The organism is Sphingomonas sp. 35-24ZXX, from assembly GCF_000786215.1.
Lineage (GTDB): Bacteria > Pseudomonadota > Alphaproteobacteria > Sphingomonadales > Sphingomonadaceae > Blastomonas.
Map to the genome: position 1 here is coordinate 461,436 of NZ_JROG01000004.1, position 20,606 is coordinate 482,041.

A 20,606-nucleotide genomic window follows, 5' to 3' on the forward strand; every position below is an offset into this window, starting at 1 on the left:
AAGCGAGAACGATGAGTACTGCCGCCAGAGCCGCGGTCTTGCGCCAGCCAGGCGCCGTGCCGCAGATCGAGCCCGTGACGATCGAGGATCCCAGGCCAGACGAATTGCTGGTCGAAATCCGGGGTGTGGGCGTGTGCCACACAGACATGGTGATGCGCGACCAGCATCTGCCGGTGCCGCTGCCGGTGGTGCTGGGGCATGAAGGTGCCGGGATCGTCAGGGCCGTGGGGAGCGCGGTGACCGATTTCGTCCCCGGTGACCATGTCGTGCTCAGCTTCATGTCCTGCGCACAATGCGGATCCTGCGCCGACGACCAGCCTGCCTATTGCCATCAATGGGTGCCGCTCAATTTCTTCGGAGCGCGTCTCGACGGGTCCACCGCGCTGACCGATGCCCATGGAGCGCCCGTCCATAGCCATGTCTTCGGTCAGTCCTCTTTCGCCAGCCACGCGCTCGTCAATCAGCGCAATGCCATCAGGGTCGACCAGGATCTGCCGATCGAACTGCTTGGCCCTCTGGGCTGCGGCATCCAGACGGGGGCGGGCACCGTCCTCAATGCATGCCGTGTGCGACCAGGATCGAGCGTTGCGGTGATCGGTGCAGGCGCGGTCGGGCTTTCCGCCGTCATGGCTGCGGTCATCGCCGAGGCCGCAAAGATTGTCGCCATCGACATCAACGATGACCGCCTTGCCCTGTCGCTGGAACTGGGCGCCACGCACGCGCTGCGGTCCGACGCAGAGACGTTTGCCGGTCTGGCGGCACAGGCCGGCTGTCCTGCAGGGTTTGACTATATCATCGACACCGCAGGCATCGGCTCGCTGGTCAACGACGCGGTTCTGGCCCTCGCGCCGCGCGGCGAGCTGGCCCTGGTCGGCGCCTATGCTCCAGGCAACCGCTTGGACAGCGATCTGGCCCATCTGATGAGTGGCGGCCGGATCATTCGAGGCGTGATCGAAGGCAGCGCCGACCCCAAGACCTTCATTCCGCAGCTGATCGAATACTACCGCCAGGGCCTTTTTCCGTTCGACCGGCTCGTCGCGTATTTTCCGTTCGATGACATCGATCGCGCTATTGCAGCGGGCGAAACGGGCCAGGTCATCAAGCCTGTGCTGCGGTTCGCGGAGGCCTCCAGGCAGCGGGGCATCCAATAGGTCCCGCTGGGTCGCAGGCGAACCCAGCCTGCGGTGCCAATGCTTGACGCGCCCCAAAAGCGGAGCGCGGGGGAAGTTGCATCAGCGTTCGCCGCTTCCGCGCCGCCTATCTGGGGTTCTGGCAGCGATCACGGCTTGCAGCGACCGGCTCGATCCTATCCCACAGCGGACGCGTTATGGCGCATGCAGGACATGCGCCTGAGCGTGCGAGGTGCAGACCGGGATCAGCCGAGCGGCGGACCGGGCGGCATCGGGAAGCGTGAGCGCGGGCTGGATCCCCAGGATGGCGCAATCGCCTTGGGGGCGTGTGCCATGGGTTCGGAAAGATAGAGCATGATGTCCGCGGCGGATTGCTTGCGGAACGCTCGGGTCAACCGGTCGGCATCGCGGGATGCGCCAAGCGATGACGCCAGTGTCCGCAATGCCTCCAGCACGACCGCGCGCGCCTCTGGAGCCGCTTTTTCGTTAGCGCCCAGCATCTTCAGCGCATCCAGCGTCACGCCCTGCGCCGCCATCTGCAGCGCTCGGCCGCCGGCATCGGCCTTGACCGGGGCATTCCAGGTGCGCGCAATCACGGCATCGATCATCTCGACAAACGTCAGTGCATCGCCCTGCCGCGCGCCCAAGGCCAGCATCCGGTTGGCACGCGCGCCATCCAGCAGCGGTTCCAGCACCAGCGCCGTGGAGATCCGCGCCGCCTTGATCTGGTCGAACACCGGATCGTCGGACAGGTCTTCAAGGTTCGACCGCGGCGAGGGTGTCAGCAGCGCCAGCAGCGGCTCGGGGATGGCCAGCGCCTCGGGCGCGATCGCATCGAGCAGCAGCCCCAGCACCTCGCGCTGCAACGCCGCCGGAATGAACTCGGTCGGCGGCACCGTGTCGCCCTTGACGACATGGTTCTGATACTGCCCGCCGATGTATTTCAGCCCGCTTTCCAGCGCATAGCGGTGATGCAGATACACCATCCAGAGCCGCGCATCGCGCAGGCTGCCCATCGGTTCGTCCGGCGTCAGGGCGTTCTGCCCATAGCTGTTCAACAGGATAGCGCGCGCGGCAAAGGTTTCCTTGAGGAACTCGGTCGGCGTCGCGCGGTCGTCATACCACGTCCAGCGCGGATCGGTTTCTGGCACGTAGTGCAGCCCCGCCGCGCGCATGTCGGCGATCACCTTTGCCAGGCCTGCCTTCTCCTGCGTCGGAGGCAATGGCGTATAGGCATAGCGCGTCATCGCAGCGTCATAGGCGCCGATCTGCTTCTGGAACGATTCCGACAGGTCGATGCGCCCGTTCTTCACCATCACCCGCGGCGTGGGATATTCCATCACCGACTGGCGATTATCCAGGCTGGACGAGAAATTGTGCTGAAAGCCCAAAGCATGGCCCAGTTCGTGGGCGGTCAGCAGCGCCTGGCGCAGCAGCACCATGTCGCGCTGGCCGGCCGGCATCCCGGCAAACGCGCCGGGCGTCAGCAACTTGGGGTCCGCCACCGTCACGCCGCTGCCGTCGCTGGCCAGCCCGCCCATATAGGCATCCCAGTAATTGCCGATGGTGCGGATGCGGTGGGTGTCCATCCGCGTCTTCGATCCGATGATCTCTCCCGTGCGCGGATCGCGATAGGTGCCGCCGCTGGAAAAGCCGCGCTCGTCGCGGTTGATCCACAGCACATAGGCATAGCGGATGTCCATCGGGTCCATATCGGCAGGCGCATCGACCGCTCGCACCGCATTGACGAACCCTGCCTGCTCGAATGCCGTGTTCCACCACAAGGTGCCCTGCTTCATCGCGGTCCGGATGGGGTCGGGGATGGCAGGGTCGAAATAGAAGGTGATCGGCTTGACCGGCTCGCTCATCGCTGCGGACGGGTCCTTCTTCTCCAACCGCCAGCGGGTGATCCAGTTCGTCTCGGTCCCCTCGCTGAACGGCTTGGAATAATCGCGGAAGGTCAGTTCGCTCACCCCGATGCGCGGATCGCCAAGGCGCGGGACATAGCCGGTGGGAGCCTTGAGGAAGCTGTGATGGATGCGCAGCGTGACGCTGCGCGGATCGGGGGTGACATTGCGGACGAGCGCGCCGGGGCCATCGACCGCGAACGTCGTGATCGTCTCCACCTCGGTATTGTCGGGAAACGCCTTGGTCTTCGGCATGTGAAAGGCACTGCGCGCAGCATCGAACTTGAAGCTGCCCTGGTTGGCGCGCTTCATTGTCGCTTCGATCCCGGCCGCATCGCGCATGAACAGCGCAGTGCCATCAACCAGCACCTTGCCGCCCGCTGTCGATTCGATCGGCAGGCTGGCGATCACCGATGTCGGAAAGGAATCGACGACCCCCTCTGCGGTGTCCGCAGTGCCGGTGGTGGCGCGATAATCGGTGTTGACCTCGATCACCAGCACGCGCGCGCCAACACGCTGGAAGCGGATGACAGAGCTGTTCAATATGCCCCGGTCGAGCGGCAGCTCCACCGAACCACCGCCGCTCGCCGCCGATACGTAATACAGGATGTCGCTGTCGAACGCGGGCACTTCCATCAGAATGCGGCCCTTGGCGGCATCCCAGACCAAAGGCACAAAACCATCCATCCTTTCCGGCGCGGTGCTGGCTGCAGCGGGAGCTGCGATCGCCGCAGCCGGGATGGCCGCGCCGATCATGGCCGTCGATGCCAGCAGCATGCCGGCGAGCCGGAAAGTCGAAAACGGCGATGGTGTCATGATCTGCCCCCTTTTGAGTTGTCGTGTCTTGTGATGTTCGGTCAGCCGCGGCCGTTGGTCTGCTTCTTGCCGCGCTCGAAGATGACCGGCACTGTTGTGCGGCGCGCCACTTCGCGCAGGACGAAGCTGCTGCGGATTTTGGCGACATGCGGCAGGTTGGAAAGTTCGCGGCGATAGATGTTGTCGTATTCGTCCAGTGAGCTGACATGGATCATGATGATGAAATCGGTGTCGCCTGAAATAAAGCCGCAATAGGAAATTGAAGGGCACTTGACGACCTCTTGCTCAAATTCGTCCAGAATATGCTCGGCTTGCGACCTCAATTCTACCATTACGATGACAACGCCGGAAAACCCCAGCGCCTGCAGCGACAGGTTGGCATTGTAGCCTGTGATGACCCCGGATTCCTCCATAATCCGGCGGCGACGCGCGACCGCCGTGCTCGATAGGTTGATCGATTCGCCCAGCGCCACATCCGACATCCGGCCGTCCGCCGACAGGGCTTCGAGAATTCGAAAATCGATTCTGTCCAGTTCAACTTTGGTGGATTCCATCAAAATACCCAGCTTATGGTTCTGAAACTCACATTATGTCGTCAAATCTGCTGCAATTTTGGCAGATTTTTCTGCAAATTTTCTGTTAGCCTTTGCTCCATCAGGGGAACTGCCGCAGTCGCGCAATTTTGAAAACCGACCATCCCGGAGAGCGACGTGCGGTAACAATGTTACATCAAAGCGGCCTGCAGACATCTATAATGATGCTTACGGCCGGTCAACAATAATAAAATATCAAAAAGGGAGAAGGTGACGAAAGGCCCTAGTATTCTTGAAATGGGGGATAATCCATGGGGTCTTTTTCAGCACTAAATTCGCGCCGCATACTTTCAGCCAAGACGCTTTTTCTTTGTGCAGCATCGCTGCCCGGCGTGTTGCAGGCATCAGCTGCCTGCGCGCAGACCACAACCGAGGCGGCCGAAGAGCAGCCTGCCGAGGGCGATCCCAGCAAGGTGATCACGGTGACCGGCTCGCGCATCGCGCGCGACGGCTATGACGCCCCGACCCCAGTCAATGTCGTGACCGAGGCAGAGCTGGATGCCGAACCCCAGGCCAATATCGGCGACTATGTCAGCACACTCCCCGCGGTGAAGGGCAGCCAGTCCTCCTCGACCAACTCGGGATCGCTCTCGAACGGTCAGGCTGGGATCGCGACGATCAACCTGCGCAACCTGGGTGCAAACCGCACGCTGATCCTGATCGACGGCCAGCGCTCGGTCGCATCGGCCACCGTCGGCTTCGTCGATGTCCAGACCGTGCCGCAGGGGCTGATCAAGGGCGTTGAAGTGGTGACCGGCGGTGCCTCTTCCGCTTATGGCTCGGACGCCGTCGCGGGCGTCGTCAACTTCATCCTCGACAAGGATTTCACCGGGCTCAAGCTCGAATACGAACATGGTGTCACCACCTATGGCGACGTTCCCAACCATCTGGTGCGGCTAACCGGTGGCACCCAGTTTGCCGATGGCCGGGGAAAATTGCTGCTGGCAGGTGACTATTTCACCCAGAGAGGTGTCGATACCTACGACCGCAAATGGCAGGACAGCGGCTTTTTCCAGATCGACAACCCGGCCTTTGTCCAGGGCAACGGCCAGCCTGAACGGTTTGTCGGCAGCAATATCGGCACCTATCAGTTCACGCCGGGCGGCATCGTCAACTCGGGCCCGCTGCGAGGTACCTATTTCGGGTCGATCAACCCCGCCACCGGGCAGGCCAGCCTCAACCAGTTCACCTATGGGCCCACGCGTGGCCAGTGGATGCAGGGCGGCGATTACCTGATCAGCCGTGAGGGTCATTTCAGCTCCAACTCGCTTGCCCCCGATGAAAAGCGCATCAACGTCTTCGGCCGCGCCAGCTTCGAGATCTCGCCCGCATTCGAGCTTTATGCGCAGGGGTCCTATTCGCGCTACGAGGGGCAGAGCTTCTACCAGAAGACGCCCTCGCCCTCGGTGACCATCCAGCGCGACAATGCCTTCCTGCCTGATGCCTTTCGTGCACTGATGGTGGCCAACAACCTCAACAGCGTGACCATCGGCACCGGCAACTTCGGCATCCCCGCGCAGGGCAGCGACAACACCCGCGATGTGTATCGCTATGTCGTCGGGGCCAAGGGTGATTTCGACACCGGCAGCATCGCATGGAACTATGACGCCTATTATCAGCTCGGCATCGCCAAGACGCAGGAGACGCTGACCAATACCTGGGTCACGTCCCGCCTCGCCCTGGCAACCGATGCGGTGCGCAACTCCGCCGGGGCCATCGTCTGCCGTTCGACGCTGACAAACCCCACCAACGGCTGCGTGCCGATCAACCGCATCGGCCTTGCCACACCGAGCGAGGCTGCGCTCAACTACATCTTCAACGACGGCCTGCAACCCTCGCGTCGCCAGCGGCTGCAGCAGGATGTGGCAGCGGTCACCTTCCAGACTGCCAGCCTGTTCGAGAACTGGGCCGGCCCGGTCAGCCTGGCCTTCGGCGCGGAATACCGCCGCGAGAAGGTCAACGGGTCGCTGAACCCGGCCGCACCCAACAACCTGGGCTTTCTCTACGGAAACTACAGGGTCACGGTGGGTGACTTCGATGTGAAGGAAGCCTTTATCGAAACCGTGTTCCCGGTCTACGACGGGGTTGACCTGAACGGTGCCCTGCGTGTCACCGACTATTCCACCTCCGGCACGGTCGTCACCTGGAAGCTGGGCGGCACATTCCAGGTGATCGACGACCTCAAATTCCGCGTCACCCGCTCTCGCGATATCCGTGCGCCCAACCTCAACGACCTGTTCGCGCCCGGCACCGGCCGGACCAACACCGTCAACGTTCCGGTCGCAGGCGGGGGAACACGGGCAGACACATTTCTCGAACAGACCACCGGCAACGTCAACCTGAGCCCGGAAGTCGCGCGCACATGGGGCGTCGGCGCCGTGTTCACGCCGACATTCCTGCCGGGCTTTGCCGCCTCGGTCGATTATTTCGACATCTCGCTCAAGGATGCCATCGCCAACATTACCGCGCAGACCACCGCCAATCTGTGCTTCGAGCAGAATATACAGTCGCAGTGCGCGCAGATCGCGTTTGCCAGCCCCAACGACATCAGCACGATCACCCTGGTGCCGTTCAACTTCGCGTCGATCAAGGTGCGCGGCATCGATTTCGAGGCAAGCTATCGCCGCGCGATCGGCCCGGGCAACCTGACGCTGCGTGCGGTGGTGTCGCACTATATCGACAACATCACCAACAACGGCATCAACGCGCCGGTCGACCTCGCCGGGCAGAATGGCGGTGGCGGCGATGCGACGCCATCGTGGAACTATCGCCTCTCGGCCAATTACGACACCGAAGACTGGTCGGTGAACGTCGTCGGTCGCGGCTTCTCCGACGGGGTGTACAGCAACAACTTCATCGAGTGCCAGAGCGGCTGCCCGCTTTCGACGCCCGATTTCCGCACGATCAATGACAATCACATCGACGGGCAATGGTATCTGGATGTGTCGCTGACCAAGCGCTTCGAAATCGCCAAGCAACAGGCGGAATTGTTCCTGTACGTTCGCAACGTGCTCAACACCGATCCGGTCCTGGTCGGCAATGGCCCCACCGGGGACAACACGCCTGCCTATCCCCAGACCAACCGCAACCTTTACGATGTGCTGGGACGCGTCTTCCGCGTGGGCGTTCGCCTGACAATCTGATCGCAGACACGGTGGGGCACGGTTTCACGCATGTTCCGTGCCCCATCGTGACCAGCGTCCGCACCGCCACATCCCAACAGACTGATATCAGGAACCGCATGATGATGATGAAGAATCGTTCGATGAAACTGCTCACCGCCTTGTTGATGGCATCCACCCCGCTGGCCGCCCATGCTAAGGCCTCGACCGCGCTGAAGAAGGAGGCGATCGCCGAGGTCGATGAGCAGGCCAAGCTGGTCCAGGAAATGGTCGATTCCGTCTACAGCTTCCAGGAGCCCGGCTTCCAGGAATTCCAGACCGCCGAATATCTCACCGGTATCCTCGCCAAGAACGGTTTTACCATCACCATGGGTGTCGCGGGCATCCCGACGGCATGGACCGCGACATGGGACAATGGCGATGGACCGACAGTGGCGCTGGGATCCGATGTCGATGGGTTGCTGGGGCTGTCGCAGGTCCCCGGCGTGCCGCAGATCAAGCCGCTGATCCCCGGCGCGCCAGGGCATGGCGAGGGGCACAATTCGGGCATGCCGCTGATCGTTGCGGCCGCCATCGCCGCCAAGGAGGTGATGACCAAGCATGGCATCAAGGGCAAGCTGATGCTGTGGCCGGGCGTGGCCGAAGAGCTGCTGGCGACCAAGGCTTTCTATGTGCGTGCAGGGATGTTCAAGGATGTCGACGTCTCGATCTTCACGCACGTCTCCTCGAGCTTCGGCACCAGCTATGGCGATTCCGGCAACAACGGGATGGTCTCGGTCGAATACACTTTCAAGGGCATTACCAGCCACGCAGCCGCCTCGCCCTGGTCGGGGCGCAGCGCGCTGGACGCGGTCGAACTGATGAACATCGCGTGGAACATGCGCCGCGAGCATATGCCGCTGACCCAGCGTTCGCATTATGTCATCACCAACGGAGGCGGCCAGCCCAACATCGTTCCGGGCGAGGCGACGGTCTGGTATTATTTCCGCGAGCAGACGTTCCAATCCGTTCGTGATCTGTACAACACGGGCAGCGATATTGCCGAGGCGGCTGCGAAGGCCACGGGAACATTCGTCAGCCGCCGCGTGCTCGGCTATGCGGCCCCCAATTTTGGCAACAAGCCACTGGCCGAGGCGGCGCACGCCAATATCGAGATGGTCGGGATGCCCAAATGGTCTTTTGAAGACCAGGCCTTCGCGAAGGCGGTGCAAGAGGCGCTGAAGTTCAAGGTCGAGCCGCTCAAGACCAAAGTCGAGCCGCTTTCGACCCCCGAAAACCGCAAGCCCTCGACCGGTGGGGGATCGGACGATATCGGCGACATCATGTGGACGGTGCCGACGATCACCATCCGCTTCCCGTCCAACATCCCCAGCATGATCGGCCACAACGTCACCTCGGCGATCGCGATGGCAACGCCGGTGGCGCACAAGGGTGCCGTTGCTGGGGCCAAGGCGGTGGCACTGACGGTGCTGGATGTGATGACGACTCCCAAGCTTGTCAGTGATGCCAAGACCTATTTCCAGACCGTCCAGCTGAAGGACCAGAAATACGACCCGGTGCTCACCGCAGAAGACCAGCCGGCGATCCACCTAAACAAGGAACTGATGGATCGCATCCGTCCCGAGCTGAAGAAATTCTATTACGACCCCAGCAAATACGACAGCTATCTGGAGCAGCTGGGCGTCAGCTACCCCCAATTGACCCCGCAATAACAGGCCAGCAAACGGTCATGGCGCGGCGCCGCCTCTGGCGACAGGGGCGGCGTCTCGCGTTGTCATGACCCAGGCAGGATACGATCCGGGTGCAGCGGCGCGGGTGCGCTGCAGGATCAGTCGTCGCGAACCACGCCATAGCCTTGTGCCATCAGGTTGGCGATGGTCACCATGGCCATGAGGTCCAGCTGCACCACCGGGTGCAGCTCGTCACGCGCGTAGCCGCGGGCAAGATAGGATTGACCGCAGATGCGGATCGAAACCCCCGCTGCGGCCAGCTCTTCCAGAAGGGCACGGCTGGGGTTGGGCTTGCCAAAGCGCTTGATATGGGCGGCATCGGTCAACAGGTTCGCATCCGGTGCGCCATGCACGACGATTGCGATCGCCCGTGCCTCTGGCTTGACCCCATTGGCTGCCGTTGCGTTCAACAGGCTGCCCGCGCGGCGCAACGTCTGGTGCGGCTGCGCCTTGTCGCGGTTGGGTTCAGACACGTCGAACAGGATGCGGTACTGGAGCGCCCGGTCCGGCTTTTCCATGGCCCCCGGAATGTCTTTCGGGGTTCCAGCCGAAGGTACCGGGGTCTGATAGGCCTGACCCCATGCAGGAGCGGCTATCAGAAGGGCAAGTGCAGTAACAGGAATGCGCATGGCAGATCCTTTTTGACTCATCGATGATCGAAGCTTCGTCGCAACCCCCGCAGGCTAGCCTCCATCGCGCCCGACGCCTAGCCTGCACAGAGTTTCGCTCACTCCTCGTCGTGAAAACCCAAGCGCCTTCGCGGGCACGCGCCAGCAGCAGGCACGTGTTCCCGAAGTCCTAAAACGGCATTATGGCTGGTCTGCCGCGCTGGCCATGCGCTCGATGCCAGCCGCGGGCTCGGGCTAAGTGCCATGCTGCTGAGCTCGGCCGCCGATCATGCCCTCGTCTGCGGTGCTGACCGGATGGAATGGCAGACCCTGGCCTGGAACGAGCGGGCGATCGTGTTCTATCGCCGCGCCGGCGCGCCTGACACTGCCAAGGTGCGCTTCACGCATTTGCTGGAACAGGTACCTTTTGCCCGTACTCAGTGACCCGTGAGGCGCACCTTTGAGAAACCCCGACACCTCGCGCGCCCTGCGCGCGAGGATGAGCATCTTTGGTCAGGCGAGCGGCGTCGCTTTCAGGAACGATCCGATCTGGCTCGCTGCTGCCTCGGGATACTGATGCTGGGGACCATGGCCCGCGCGAGGATAGGTGATCAGATGCATCGTCGGCAGCTGACCATTGAGCGCATACCAGTTTTCTACCGGGAAGATGATATCATGGTCGCCGCCAAGATGCAGGATCGGCACCGTGCTGTTCTTCAGAACCTGAAGAATATCCTCGACCGGAAATGCCGGGTTGCGGGGGGTGGTGCCAATCTGGGCAATCGCCCACTGTGCATCGACGTCGGGGCTGCGATCCTCCTGGCGGCTGAAGATGCGTTCGAACGATCGCGCCGAGGCTTCGCGGCTGCCTTTGTCGGTAGGCTCGAAGAACACGGTGGTGAACTGGTCCAGATCCGCGCCAGGCTTGGCAGCGGTGTCGTAGAACAGCTGTTCGGCGGTCTTCACCAGTTGGCCCGGAGGTGTGGTTCCGATCAGCACGACATGGCTGATCTCTGCGCCGAACATGGCGAGATAGATCTGCGCGACTATTCCTCCCAGGGACCAGCCGCCGATAGCGACGTCCTTCAGACCGAGGCCGAGGATAAGCTCGCGTGCATCCTTGACCAGAGCGGGCGGATCGTAACTGCGCTCGCCCGTCGAAAGACCAAGGCCCGAATAATCGAACGTGATCACCTCGAAGCCCTGTCCGGCCAGGCTGTCGATGAACAGCGGGTCCCAGGTGTCGAGCGTACCGCGAAACCGGTTGAACAGCACCAGCGGCCTGCCGGTGCCGACCCGGCGATAGGACAGCCTGCGTCCGCCGGTCACCAGATAGAGGGTGGGGGCGTGGGCGTAATCCGGTTCTGTTCCAGCGCTGAGTGCGCCTGCCGCCGGGACGTTAGCCGACACGGCAAGGGCAGCGGCGGCGCCGGCACCCGACTTGAAGATGGTTCTGCGTGAAAGGTTCATGGCAATACTCCTTGGGCCCGCGACAAGCGGGTTTACTGCGGCAATCGAGGATGCCGGCTGGGTCTGGGATGATGGAATCGGGTAGATATCGATTCGATAGCGTGTTACTACGCAATTCGTAGCAAGTCACTATCAAAATGATATTGAGGTTGATGGATGGATACGCCTTGCCCGATCGCGCGCGGTATTTCCGCATTCGGCGACACCTGGAGCCTGCTGATCCTGCGCGATGCGCTGGGTGGGGCGACCCGCTTCGACAGCTTCCGCAAGAACCTGGGCATTGCGCCCACGGTGCTGACCAAGCGGCTTGCCATGCTGACGGAAGAGGGTTTGCTGGAGCGTGTTCGCTATCAGGACAATCCGCCGCGCGACGAATACCGGCTCACGCCTGCCGGGCGCGATCTGCGACCGATCCTGATGCTCATCGCTCAATGGGGCCGCACGCATCGGCCCGGAGGCGACTTGGTGCGATATCTTGATGCCGCAAGCGGTATCGAGCTCGAGCCTGTGGCCATCGATCGGGTGACAGGCGATCCGATCGGCACAAGACCGATCAGAGTGATTATTCCCGAAGCCGAAGGTTGAATTGAGGGTCACGCAAATGCCGGGCTGCGGATGGGCGCAGCCCGGCGCGCATTCATTGCGTCATGGCCCTGATCAGCCCTGATGGGTGAACTTGGTCACAAGATAGGCATCGATCCCTTCGGTTCCGTTCTCGCTGCCATAGCCGCTTTGCTTGACGCCACCGAACGGCGCTTCGGGCATGCCGAAATAATAGGTGTTGATCCCCACCATCCCGCTCTCCAGTTCATCCGAAAGCGTCTGTGCGCGGGTGGTGTTGCTGGTGAAGGCATAGGCCGCAAGGCCGAATGGCAGGCGATTGGCCTTTTCGATCGCATCGTCCATGTCGGAAAAGCGAGAGATGATCGCCACCGGTCCGAACGGCTCGTCGTTCATGATCTGCGCGTCCTCCGGCACATTCAGGAGCACGGTCGGCTCGAACAGGAACCCGTCATCGCCGATCCGCTTGCCGCCGGTAGCAAGGATCGCGCCATGGCCTAGCGCGTCGGCGATCAGACGGTCCATGGCTGCAAGGCGGCGCGCATTGGCCAGTGGCCCCATCTGGGTCGCAGGATCGAACCCATCGCCGACCCTGATCGCCTTGGTTGCAGTCGTGAACTTTTCGACAAAGGCATCATGGACCGCATCTTGCACATAGAAGCGCGTTGGCGCGATGCAGCTCGCGCCTGCGTTGAAGAACTTGTTGGGCACAGAAGCGGCAACGACGGCATCGATATCCGCGTCGTCGCAAACGATCACCGGGGCATGACCTCCCAGTTCCATCGTCACCGGCGTGACCTGCTCTGCGGCTAGTGCAGCCAGCTCCTTGCCCACCGGAGTAGGCCCGGTGAAGGAGACCTTGCGGATGACCGGTGAGGAGATGAGCGTGCGCGAGATATGCGCCGGGTCGCCGAGCACCACATTCAAGACACCAGCGGGCAGTCCCGCATCGGCGAAGGCCTGGGCGATGAGCAGGCAGCTGCCGGGGGTTTCTTCCGATGGCTTGATGATCATCGAGCAGCCCGCCGCCAGCGCTGCGGCAATCTTGCGGCCGGTGAGTAGCGCAGGAACATTCCATGGCGCAAAGGCAGCAACCGGGCCGATCGGTTCGCGCGAAATGATGGCGCGGCCATGCGGCAGGCGCGATTCGACCGTTCGGCCATAGATGCGCTTGGCCTCTTCACCGGCCCAGATCATCGAGTCGATCGTTAGGCCCATTTCCATGCGAGCCTCAGCCAGCGGCTTGCCCACCTCCAACGTGAGAATCGTCACAAACTGCTCGAAGCGTTCGCGCATGAGCTCGACGGCCTTGAGGATAATCGCCGAGCGTTCCCATGCCGGTGTCTTCCGCCACTGCCTGAAGGCACGCTGTGAGGATTGGAGTGCGGCTTCAAGATCGGCGTCGGTCGCGTGCGGCATCTCGCCCAGAAGGTCGCCGTTGAAAGGGTTGATCACGGGGCTGGTTTCGCGTCCGGCGCCGGACAGCCGCTCGCCATTGATCCATTGATAGAGGGGCACGTATTCGGGGGAAGGCATGGGGTAACTCCGCTCAGGGCGCAGCAATGGCGCGTGCACTGGCACGATACGCTGCTTGCAAGGGAACAGGGCTCAAACGATGGCCCGACGACAGCAGATGCGAAGCCTCGAACGGAGCTGCGCACTGCACACCCAATTTATGTCGCTAAATGTCAAATGTCAACTGATGACACTTTATGTTTGTGCGATACCAGTCAGCCTGAGCGCCTCATCGAACAAGGTGCGGAGCGAGGAATTGCCGTCCGCCTCGACCCAGCGGCCGATGACCGCCCTGACCATCGAAAACACGATCTCCGTGTGCAGCCTCGCCAGCCAGACCGGTTGAGCCTGCCCATCGCTGCACTGGCTCGCCAAGGTCGCCAGCTCGTCGACTAGCTCGGCCGACAGGCCCAGCTTTCTTGCGCGAATTTCCGGCGAGGCGGCGATCGCGCGTTCGATGGCGAGATAGAAGTCGGTCTGCGTCTCGTAATGGTCCAGCAAGGCGCGGGCGCTCGCCAGAAGCGCTGCGCGGACAGAGTGATCGGTGCAATGCAGCGAAAAGGCAGTGCGGAAAACCGCCACGCTGTCTTCCACCTGGCTGACGACGATGTCTTCCTTGGTGGGGAAATAGCGCAGTAGGGTGCGCGCCGAGACATCGACCTCGGCGGCGATCTGGTTGATCGTGGTTTCGGCGAAGCCCTGTTGCGCAAACAGCCGCAGCGCCGCTTCCAGCAGCGCGGCGCGAGTCTTGTCCTTCTTGCGCTCTCTCAGGCCCGATCGGGCGTTCTGAACATCCACCATGCGCGTGCCATGACATATTTGTCAGCAAGCGACAAATAATGCCTTTGCCTCAGCCGCGATAGCGCAGCGCGTTGACCAGCAACGAAAAGGCTGGCGGCAACTGGCGGCGATCAGGATAGTAAAGGTGGTAACCGGCAAAAGGCGGGCACCAGTCGTCCAGCACGCGCTCTAGCTGTCCGGCTTCCAACAGCGCCTGCGCCTGGTCTTCCAGCACGCAGGCCAGCCCGAGCCCGTCTGCAGCCGCGAGCAGGACCATCGGCACGTCATTGGCGATCACCGGACCTTCGACACGGACATTGAGATCCCGCCCATCCTTGCCGAATTCCCAGGCATATAGCCCGCCCCGGGTCTGCATGCGGATGTTGATGCACGCATGCCGGGTGAGTTCCTGAGGGGTTCCTGGCCGGCCATGCGTGGCGAAATAGGAAGGGGCGCCCACCACCGCCATCCGAAGCTCCGGACCGATCCGCACGGCGATCATGTCTTTTTCGATCTGCTCGCCAAGACGGATCCCTGCATCGAACCGGTCGCCGATAATGTCGGTCAGATGGCTGTCGATCGAGATTTCGACCGTCACATCGGGATATGCCCTGATAAGCTTGCTAACAGCTGGCCAGAGGATCGCCTCTGCGGCATGGCGACTGGAGGTTATCCGCACTGTTCCCGCTGGACGTTCACGCAAAGCGCTGAGCGCCGAAAGCCGGGCGTCTATCTCGTCGAATGCGGGGCGCAGGGTTGCCACCAGTTGTTCGCCCGCTTCGGTAGGGGCGACATTGCGCGTGTTGCGGGTGAGCAGCTTGATCCCCATTCCAGTCTCAAGCCGCTTGACGATCTGGCTGATGGCGGATTGTGAGGTGCCCAGCTTCGCCGCCGCCCGCGTAAAGCTGCGCGCCTCGGCAACCGCGAGAAATACGGCGAGATCATTCAGTTCCTCGCGTTTCATTGATAACCCTCAGATATAGCTACATGCAAAATTTAGCGCCTAATCACTGAAATTCCCAGCATCTATATCCTTGCTCGAGCCAGCGTCGGACCGCTGCAAAGTGAGGAGATGAAGTTATGAACAAGAATGTGGTTGTCGTGATTGGCGCAGGAGGCATTGGCCTCGCGATTGCGCGCCGCCAGGGCTTTGGCAACAAGGTTCTGCTCGCGGACCGGAACGAGGACATCCTTGCCGCAGCGGCCGAAGGGATGGCGAACGCGGGCTTCGATGTCGAATCACAGCCCGTCGATGTGACCAGCCGCGCGTCTGTGCAAGCACTGGCCGACAAGGCCGCCACGCTTGGTCAGGTGATGCAGGTGATCAACACCGCCGGCCTTTCTCCCAATATGGCACCTGCCGAAAAGGTGCTCGAGGTCGACCTCTACGGCACCGCCTTGGTGTTCGAGATATTCGGCGAAGTGATCGCTCCGGGCGGTGCCGGCCTGGTGGTATCGAGCATGGCCGGGCACCATCGGCGCCCCCTGCCTGAAGAAGACGAGAAGCTGCTGGCCTATACGCCCACCGAGGAGTTGCTGGCTCTGCCCTGCCTGAACAGCGATGCCGTGCCCAACGGGATGATCGCCTATATGGTAGCCAAGCGCGCCAATATCCTTCGCGTGCAGGCCGAGGCCATGCGTTGGGGTGAGAAGGGCGCTCGGGTCAATGCGATTAGCCCCGGCATCGTCGTTACCCCGCTAGCCGCGCACGAATTGGCCTCGCCGTCGGGAGACATCTTCCGCGCGATGGTGGAGGCTTCGCCCTCGAAGCGGATGGCCTCTCCCGAGGAAATCGCGGTTGCGGCGAACTTCCTGCTCGGCCCGGACGCGGGCTTTATCACCGGTAGCGACCTGTTGATCGATGGTGGTGTGGTGGCTGCGATGCGCGCAGGCAAGCTGCCGACGCCGCACTGATCATCGATCATCCCCCGGTTACCGCGAAAGGACATTCGACATGAGACAGCGCAATCTGGGCGGCCTTTCCGTCAGTGAAATCGGCTTCGGCACCATGAGCTTTGCCTCGACCTATGGCGCGGCACCTGAACGCAGCGAGGCCATCCGCGTCATCCGCGGTGCGCACGACCTTGGCGTGACTTTTTTCGATACCGCGGAGGCCTATGGCCCATGGACCAATGAGGAACTGGTGGGTGAGGCTCTGCGCCCGATCCGCGACGAGGTGGTGATCGCCACCAAGTTCGGCTTTGACATAGACCAGGCCACCGGCAAGCGCGGCGCAGGCGTAAACAGTCGGCCCGACCAGATCCGCAAGGTGATCGATAACAGCCTCAAGCGCCTGGGAATCGAGACTGTGGACCTGTTCTACCAGCACCGGGTCGACCCCGATGTGCCGATCGAGGATGTCGCCGGAACCGTGCGCGATCTGATCGCAGCGGGCAAGGTGCGGCATTTCGGCATGTCCGAAGCCGCAGCCGAAACCATTCGCCGCGCCCATGCCGTGCAACCGGTCACCGCGATCCAGAGCGAATACTCGCTCTGGACCCGGGAGCCCGAGGCCAAGGTGCTTCCGTTGTGCGAAGAGCTCGGCATCGGGTTTGTGCCGTGGAGCCCGCTGGGTGCCGGTTTCCTCACCGGCAAGATAGATGCCGCGACGTCGCTCGACAGCAGCGATTTCCGCGCCCATTCGCCCCGCTTCACCCCGGAAGCCCGCGCTGCTAATCAGGCGCTGGTCGATCTGCTTCACGGGATGGCAGTCGAACAGCAGGCTACCCCGGCGCAAATCGCGCTGGCCTGGCTGTTGGCCCGTGCGCCGTTCATCGTTCCGATATTCGGCACGCGCAGGCTCGACCGGGTCGAGGAAAACCTTGGCGCTGCCGATGTGGCGCTGACCGCCGGCAGTATCGAGCGGATCGAAACAGCAGTCAGCCAGATCGACATTCAGGGTGAACGCCTGCCGGCCGCCGTCCTGAAGATGTCCTACCTTTGAGGGTGACATGACCAGGATTCTGATCATCGGGGCAGCCGGGCAGATTGCCCGCGTTGCAACCCGCCAGCTTCTCGAACGAAGTGACGCGGATCTTACCCTGTTCCTTCGCCGCGCTCACCGGCTTGCTCATCTGGCGGAAAACCCGCGGGTGACGATTGTCGAGGGCGATGCGACCGATCAGGACGCGCTTGCTGGAGCGATGGCAGGGCAGGACATCGTCTATGCCAACCTCTCGGGCGATATGCCACGGCAGGCCGAAGCGATCCTTGGTGCGATGGAGAAAGAAGGTGTGCGCCGGCTGATCTTCATCAGTTCGATGGGCATCTACGGCGAGATTCCAGGCGAACCCTATCGCCGCATCCTCGATCCCTATCGCGACAGCGCCGCCATTGTCGAGGCCTCGGGCCTCGATACCACGGTCATCCGCCCCGCATGGCTGACCGACGAAAGCACGATCGCCTATGGCACGACCCGCAAGGGCGAGCCTTTTACCAATGCCCAGGAAACCGTCTCGCGCGCCAGCGTCGCCGACCTGATCGTCCGGCTCGTCACCGAACCCGGCTTCGGCATCGGCGAAAGCTTCGGCGTGCACCACGCCAACGCCTAGCATTCCCAAGGAGCAGATCATGAAACAGCGCCAACTCGGCAACCTTACCGTCAGCGAAATCGGCTTCGGCTGCATGGGCCTCGATTTCAGCTATGGCCACCGCATCAGCCGCGAAGAAGGCATCGCCCTTATCCGCCATGCAGCAGACTGCGGCGTCACCTTTTTCGACACCGCCGAAATCTATGGCCCATTCACCAATGAGGACATGGTCGGCGAAGCTCTGCGGCCGATCCGCGACGAGGTGGTGATCGCCACCAAGTTCGGGTTCGACATCGATCCAGCGACGGGCCAGATCAACGGCGTTTCGAGCCGCCCGGAAAACATCCGCGCCATCGTCGAACGCTCACTCAAGCGTCTCGGCATCGAGACCGTGGACCTGATCTATCAGCACCGTGTCGATCCCGATGTCCCGATCGAGGACGTCGCGGGCGTCGTCCGTGACCTCATCACCGAAGGCAAGGCAAGGGCATTCGGCCTGTCCGAGCCTGGGGTCCAGACACTGCGCCGAGCGCATGCCGTGCAGCCCGTGGCAGCGGTGCAGAACGAATATTCGCTCTGGTGGCGCGAGCCGGAAACGAACGGCATTCTGGATGTCTGCGACGAGCTGGGCATCGGTTTTGTGCCCTACAGTCCGCTCGGCAAGGGCTTTCTGACGGGCGCCATCGGCGCGGACACCAGATTGGATAAGAACGATTTCCGGACCACATCGCCGCGCTTCCAGCCCGAAGCACTTGCCATGAACCAGGCCTTTGTCGATCTGCTCAAGCGCGTGGGGGCGGCTCGCGATGCCACGGCTGCACAGGTCGCGCTCGCATGGCTTCTGGCGCAGCGCCCCTATATCGTCCCGATCCCCGGCACCACCAAGGCGCATCGGCTCGAGGAGAATCTGGGTGCGGCCCGGATCGCGCTGAAGTCGGATGAGCTGGCGGAGATCGGCAAGGCGCTCGATGGTCTGGAGGTTGCAGGCCACCGCTATTCAGCAGGCGCCGAGGCGATGGTCGGCGTCGAGGCTCCGCTCAAGCAAACCGCCTGAAGCCAATGCCGCCCTAATCGAGACCGGGGCGGCGCTTCTCTTTTCGAAGGAATGGCATCATGACAACTGATCCTAGCAACATGATCGCTCGGCGAACCGTGCTTCTGTCTGCAGGAGCTGTGGCTGCAACTCCGCTTCTTGCGTCGACAGCCAAGAGAACGCAGCCTATTGCCTCGCAGCCGCAACGGCCTGCTGGCGGACCACTTGGACAGCGTTGTCTGGGCCGCCTGGCGGTTTCCAGTCTCGGTATCGGCGTGCAGAACAATTTCCGCAAGTACACGACGGAACGACCCTACCGACCCGAGCAAATCGCGCTGCTCCGCCAGGCCTTCGACAGCGGCGTCACCTTCTTCGACTGTGCCGAGGCCTATGGTCCGCACGAATGCGAGCGCATTCTGGGCGAGGCAATCGCCCCGTTCCGGAATGAGGTCGTCATCACGTCGAAATTCGGCTGGAATATCGATCAGCAAACGGGCGAGCGGCGACCGGGGCTGAACAGCAGACCCGAGCACATCAAGGCTGTGGTGGACAATATGCTCTCGCGGCTACGGACGGACCGTATCGACCTTCTGTACCAGCACAGGGTCGACCCGGCCGTGCCGATTGAGGATGTCGCCGGAGCCGTCGGCGATCTGATGCAGCAAGGCAAGGTTCGTCACTGGGGGCTGAGCGAGATGGGCCTGCAAACATTGCGCCGAGCCCATGCTGAACTGCCGCTTACGGCCGTCCAGAGCGAATACTCAATGCTCTGGCGCGGACCGGAACCGTCCGTCTTGCCGCTGTGCGAAGAACTGGGCATCGGATTTGTGCCCTGGAGCCCGCTGGGACAACAGTTCCTCACTGGATGGATCGATACGGCAACACGCTTTGCGCCTGGCGACTTCCGCAGTCGCGAAAGCCGTTTCTCGCCAGAGAACCTGCCGCAAAATCTGCGACTCGTTGCCGTGCTCAAGCGATGGGCGGAGCGCAAGTCCGCAACCCCGGCCCAGATCGCACTGGCCTGGCTGATGGCCCAGCGTCCATGGATAGTTCCGATTCCGGGCACGACCAACGCAGCGCACCTGCAGCAGAATATCGGGGCAGCTTCCATTCGGTTCTCGGAAAGCGAATTCACCGAACTGAATGCCGAGGTGCGCGCTATCGACATTGCCGGTCAACGGCTGCCCGATGACGTTCTGGCCTATTCCAACGTTGAGGCGCCTCCTCGCGCATCGGAGGGCACGCGATGACAAACTTCAAAAGGGCAGCGGTTGCGCTTGGACTGACGATGTCCCTGCTGTGCATCAACGCTGGCTGCGCGCAGCAAGCCGATGCTAAGATAGGGACCGCCGGAAACGAACCCCTCACTTACGGGGCACCTATATCGCTGGATGAGGCTACCAGGCTTGTTGAACGCGGGATAGCGCTGGCGAAGGCCCTGGGTCGGCCCATGGCCTTTGCCATCGTTGAGCCCTCTGGCGACCTGGTCGCCTTCGTCAGAATGGACGGCGTGGTGTATGCCTCAACACAGGTTGCCATACAGAAGGCAAGGTCGGCAGCGCGGTTCCGCCTCGACACCGCTGAATTTGAAACACGCGTCATGGCTGGCAGGACTGTCCTGCTGGCTTCGGAGGAGGTCCTGCCCATCGGGGGCGGCGTTCCGATCCTGGCCGATGGGTGCGTGATCGGTGCCATTGGTGTATCGGGTGGAACCTCGGCGGAAGATGCCAGCATGGCACGAACCATCATAGGAGAGTGATCGATACTCCGTGGGTTGGCGAGGCACCGTCGGATAGTTTGCTCTCGGCGCT

General features: G+C 62.3%; 18 protein-coding genes. 11 read left to right on the forward strand and 7 right to left on the reverse strand.

What is annotated here, in order from left to right:
* Positions 1-11 precede the first annotated feature (11 nt).
* On the forward strand, positions 12-1,151 hold the full coding sequence (locus LI72_RS10320) for an NAD(P)-dependent alcohol dehydrogenase (RefSeq protein ID WP_033925777.1): 1,140 nt from the start codon (positions 12-14) through the stop codon (positions 1,149-1,151).
* A gap of 224 nt (positions 1,152-1,375) precedes the next feature.
* Here LI72_RS10320 and LI72_RS10325 read toward each other — a convergent pair whose 3' ends face one another.
* Positions 1,376-3,853, reverse strand: coding sequence for a zinc-dependent metalloprotease (locus LI72_RS10325; protein WP_081984841.1), 2,478 nt, complete (start codon positions 3,851-3,853; stop codon positions 1,376-1,378).
* A 41-nt stretch (positions 3,854-3,894) separates the two neighbouring features.
* Positions 3,895-4,407, reverse strand: coding sequence for an Lrp/AsnC family transcriptional regulator (locus tag LI72_RS10330; RefSeq protein WP_033925778.1), 513 nt, complete (start codon positions 4,405-4,407; stop codon positions 3,895-3,897).
* Between the two features lie 371 nt (positions 4,408-4,778).
* On the opposite strand from LI72_RS10330, the gene LI72_RS10335 reads away from it, so the two are divergent.
* Both LI72_RS10335 and LI72_RS10340 read left to right on the forward strand, forming a co-directional pair.
* Complete coding sequence (locus tag LI72_RS10335; protein ID WP_231562425.1) at positions 4,779-7,589, forward strand: TonB-dependent receptor plug domain-containing protein; 2,811 nt, start codon at positions 4,779-4,781, stop codon at positions 7,587-7,589.
* A gap of 104 nt (positions 7,590-7,693) precedes the next feature.
* On the forward strand, positions 7,694-9,280 hold the full coding sequence (locus LI72_RS10340; protein WP_156139596.1) for an amidohydrolase: 1,587 nt from the start codon (positions 7,694-7,696) through the stop codon (positions 9,278-9,280).
* Positions 9,281-9,396: 116 nt separating this feature from the next.
* On the opposite strand, the gene LI72_RS10345 is transcribed toward LI72_RS10340, so the two are convergent.
* Positions 9,397-9,927, reverse strand: a complete 531-nt coding sequence (locus LI72_RS10345) for a DsrE family protein (protein WP_197051872.1) — start codon at positions 9,925-9,927, stop codon at positions 9,397-9,399.
* A 186-nt stretch (positions 9,928-10,113) separates the two neighbouring features.
* Between LI72_RS10345 and LI72_RS10350 the strand changes: the two genes are divergently transcribed.
* Positions 10,114-10,350 (forward strand): GNAT family N-acetyltransferase, encoded by a 237-nt coding sequence (locus LI72_RS10350; RefSeq protein WP_269429439.1) that lies wholly within the window; start codon positions 10,114-10,116, stop codon positions 10,348-10,350.
* 69 nt (positions 10,351-10,419) lie between these two features.
* On the opposite strand, the gene LI72_RS10355 is transcribed toward LI72_RS10350, so the two are convergent.
* Positions 10,420-11,376: an alpha/beta fold hydrolase gene (locus LI72_RS10355; RefSeq protein ID WP_081984847.1), complete on the reverse strand. Its 957-nt coding sequence runs from the start codon at positions 11,374-11,376 to the stop codon at positions 10,420-10,422.
* Between the two features lie 156 nt (positions 11,377-11,532).
* Between LI72_RS10355 and LI72_RS10360 the strand changes: the two genes are divergently transcribed.
* A complete protein-coding gene (locus tag LI72_RS10360; RefSeq protein WP_033925780.1) occupies positions 11,533-11,961 on the forward strand; it encodes a winged helix-turn-helix transcriptional regulator in 429 nt (142 codons plus the stop codon).
* Positions 11,962-12,033: 72 nt separating this feature from the next.
* On the opposite strand, the gene LI72_RS10365 is transcribed toward LI72_RS10360, so the two are convergent.
* The 3 genes from LI72_RS10365 to LI72_RS10375 form a co-directional block, all read right to left on the reverse strand.
* Complete coding sequence (locus LI72_RS10365) at positions 12,034-13,473, reverse strand: NAD-dependent succinate-semialdehyde dehydrogenase (RefSeq protein ID WP_033925781.1); 1,440 nt, start codon at positions 13,471-13,473, stop codon at positions 12,034-12,036.
* Between the two features lie 174 nt (positions 13,474-13,647).
* Positions 13,648-14,253 carry a TetR/AcrR family transcriptional regulator gene (locus LI72_RS10370; protein WP_033925782.1) on the reverse strand — a complete coding sequence of 202 codons (606 nt, stop codon included), beginning with the start codon at positions 14,251-14,253 and terminating at the stop codon, positions 13,648-13,650.
* Between the two features lie 49 nt (positions 14,254-14,302).
* Positions 14,303-15,196 carry a LysR family transcriptional regulator gene (locus LI72_RS10375; RefSeq protein WP_033925783.1) on the reverse strand — a complete coding sequence of 298 codons (894 nt, stop codon included), beginning with the start codon at positions 15,194-15,196 and terminating at the stop codon, positions 14,303-14,305.
* A 116-nt stretch (positions 15,197-15,312) separates the two neighbouring features.
* On the opposite strand from LI72_RS10375, the gene LI72_RS10380 reads away from it, so the two are divergent.
* The 6 genes from LI72_RS10380 to LI72_RS10405 are packed head-to-tail and all read left to right on the forward strand — an operon-like array spanning position 15,313 to position 20,554.
* Positions 15,313-16,146: an SDR family oxidoreductase gene (locus tag LI72_RS10380; RefSeq protein ID WP_033925784.1), complete on the forward strand. Its 834-nt coding sequence runs from the start codon at positions 15,313-15,315 to the stop codon at positions 16,144-16,146.
* A 40-nt stretch (positions 16,147-16,186) separates the two neighbouring features.
* The gene (locus LI72_RS10385) at positions 16,187-17,176 is read left to right on the forward strand and encodes an aldo/keto reductase (protein ID WP_033925785.1); all 990 of its coding nucleotides are present in this window, start codon (positions 16,187-16,189) and stop codon (positions 17,174-17,176) included.
* Positions 17,177-17,183: 7 nt separating this feature from the next.
* Positions 17,184-17,783 (forward strand): NAD(P)H-binding protein, encoded by a 600-nt coding sequence (locus LI72_RS10390; protein ID WP_033925786.1) that lies wholly within the window; start codon positions 17,184-17,186, stop codon positions 17,781-17,783.
* Between the two features lie 19 nt (positions 17,784-17,802).
* Entirely contained in the window at positions 17,803-18,816 is a 1,014-nt protein-coding gene (locus tag LI72_RS10395; protein ID WP_033925787.1) for an aldo/keto reductase, read from the forward strand.
* A gap of 59 nt (positions 18,817-18,875) precedes the next feature.
* The gene (locus LI72_RS10400) at positions 18,876-20,045 is read left to right on the forward strand and encodes an aldo/keto reductase (RefSeq protein WP_033925788.1); all 1,170 of its coding nucleotides are present in this window, start codon (positions 18,876-18,878) and stop codon (positions 20,043-20,045) included.
* On the forward strand, positions 20,042-20,554 hold the full coding sequence (locus tag LI72_RS10405; RefSeq protein ID WP_052129715.1) for a GlcG/HbpS family heme-binding protein: 513 nt from the start codon (positions 20,042-20,044) through the stop codon (positions 20,552-20,554). The genes LI72_RS10400 and LI72_RS10405 overlap by 4 nt, the downstream gene beginning before the upstream one ends.
* Positions 20,555-20,606 lie beyond the last annotated feature (52 nt).